We start from the raw sequence: 1748 nt of genomic DNA on the forward strand, positions 1-1748 counted from the left end.
TGGCCGAGCAGCCGGTGGTGTTCCTCGGGTCGGAGGGCGAGACCGGGGTGGTCGCCTGCGACCTGGCCTCGTACCTGTGGCTGCTCGGGGACGGGTCCGGCCCGCGCGAGGCGGTCGAGCACCCGGGGCGGGATGCCCGTCCGAACGCGGAGTTGGCCGCCGTCGCGGAGCGCCTGGCGCCGGGCGCCCGCCGTCCGGCCGCCGAGGTGGTCGCGGAGGCCGCCCGGCGGCACCCGGACTTCGAGGACATGGTCTTCGAGCTCTGCCGCTGAGCACGCGGCCGGACGCGCGGCCGGACGCGCGGAAGCCGCCGACCGCGGTGGGGAAGCGGTCGGCGGCCGTGCCGTGCGGCGTGCCGCGGTGTCAGGCGGGGGTGCAGGCGGAGCCGTTCAGGGTGAAGACGGTCGGGGTCGGGTTGGCGGAGCCGTAGGTGGCCTGGAAGCCGAAGCCGGTGGAGGCGCCGGCGGCGAGTGCCCCGTTGTAGCCGAGGTCGGTGGCGGTGACCGCGGTGCCGGACTGCGTCACCTTGGCGTTCCAGGCGCTGGTGACCTTCTGGTCGCCGCCGAAGGTCCACTTCAGCGTCCAGCCGGTGATCGCGGCGGTACCGGTGTTCCTGACCGTCACGTCGGCGGTGAACCCGCCCGTCCAGGAGTTGGCCTTGTAGGCGACCGAGCAGGCCGCACTGCCGGTCGGCGGCTGCGAGGTGGGCGGCTGGCTGGTCGGGGGCTGGGACGTCGGGGGCTGGGACGTCGGAGGCTGCGAGGTCGGCGGCTGGGACGTGGGCGGCTGGCTGGTCGGCGGGGTGCTCGGGTCGGTGGCGTTCTGGGCCAGCTGGTACGCGATGTCCGGGACGAAGGTGCCCGCGGCGGCCGCGCAGCCGTCGGCCTCGCCCGGGGGCTTCACCCACAGGAAGGCGTCGATCGCGGCGTCGCCGGTGGCCGCGGTCGGGTAGTTGCCGATCTTCCGGCCGGACGGGTCGCACCAGACGCCGCCCGCCGGGCCGTTGCCGTTGCGGCTGGTGTCGATCACGGCGTGCAGGTTGGCCGGGTTGCCGAGGGCGGAGAGCACGGACTTGGCGTAACCGACCTCGCCCGAGGTGGTGTTGAAGTTGGAGACGTTGGTGAAGAAGCCGTCCGCGTTGGCCAGGATGCCCGCGCTGCGCAGCCGGCTGGCCTGCTCGGAGGCGCTGTTCCAGGTGGAGTGGCCGCCGTCCAGGTAGACCTTGGCGTTGGGGGCGGCCGCGTGGATGGCCGCGCCGGCCCGGGAGAGCGAGGCGAAGCGGTCGGTCTGCTGCTGGGCGGAGAGACAGGTGGTGAGCGCGATGGAGTCGGGCTCCAGGACGACGACCGAGCGTCCGCTGCCGAGGCCCGCCGCGAACTTGGTGACCCAGGCGTCGTAGGCGGCGAGGTCGGGGGCGCCGCCGGCGGAGGCGCCGCCGCAGTCCCGGTTGGGGATCTCGTAGACCACCAGCACCGGCACCTGGCCGGCCGCGGAGGCCGCGCCGGTGATCGCGCGGACGTCCGAGGTCACCGTGTCCGGCTTGTAGTTGGCGAACCAGACGCCCTGCGGCTGGCTCGCGATCCGCTTGGAGATCACCGGCGTGCGGGAGTCGTTGGGGTTGGCCGCGACCCACTTGACGACCTGGGAGGCCGGGTCCTTCCAGAACTGGGTGTCCGCGGGCAGGCTGCCCTGGACGGCGGCGCCGGCGCCGGTCTGGGTGCCGGCCAGCACCGAGACGGCCCCCGCGC

At 74.7% G+C, this 1748-nt stretch carries 1 protein-coding gene and 1 pseudogene; one reads left to right on the forward strand and one right to left on the reverse strand.

Features of this window, described 5'->3' with window-relative positions:
• Positions 1–272 (forward strand): annotated as a pseudogene (locus ABZ641_RS35995) (SMI1/KNR4 family protein); the annotation flags it as partial.
• A gap of 91 nt (positions 273–363) precedes the next feature.
• On the opposite strand, the gene ABZ641_RS36000 reads toward ABZ641_RS35995, so the two are convergent.
• Positions 364–1748, reverse strand: a 1385-nt coding sequence (locus ABZ641_RS36000) for a glycoside hydrolase family 6 protein (protein ID WP_359988670.1), incomplete at its 5' end; no start/stop codon positions are given.

It is taken from the genome of Kitasatospora sp. NPDC007106, from assembly GCF_040634455.1.
GTDB classification, from domain to species: Bacteria; Actinomycetota; Actinomycetes; order Streptomycetales; family Streptomycetaceae; genus Kitasatospora; species Kitasatospora arboriphila.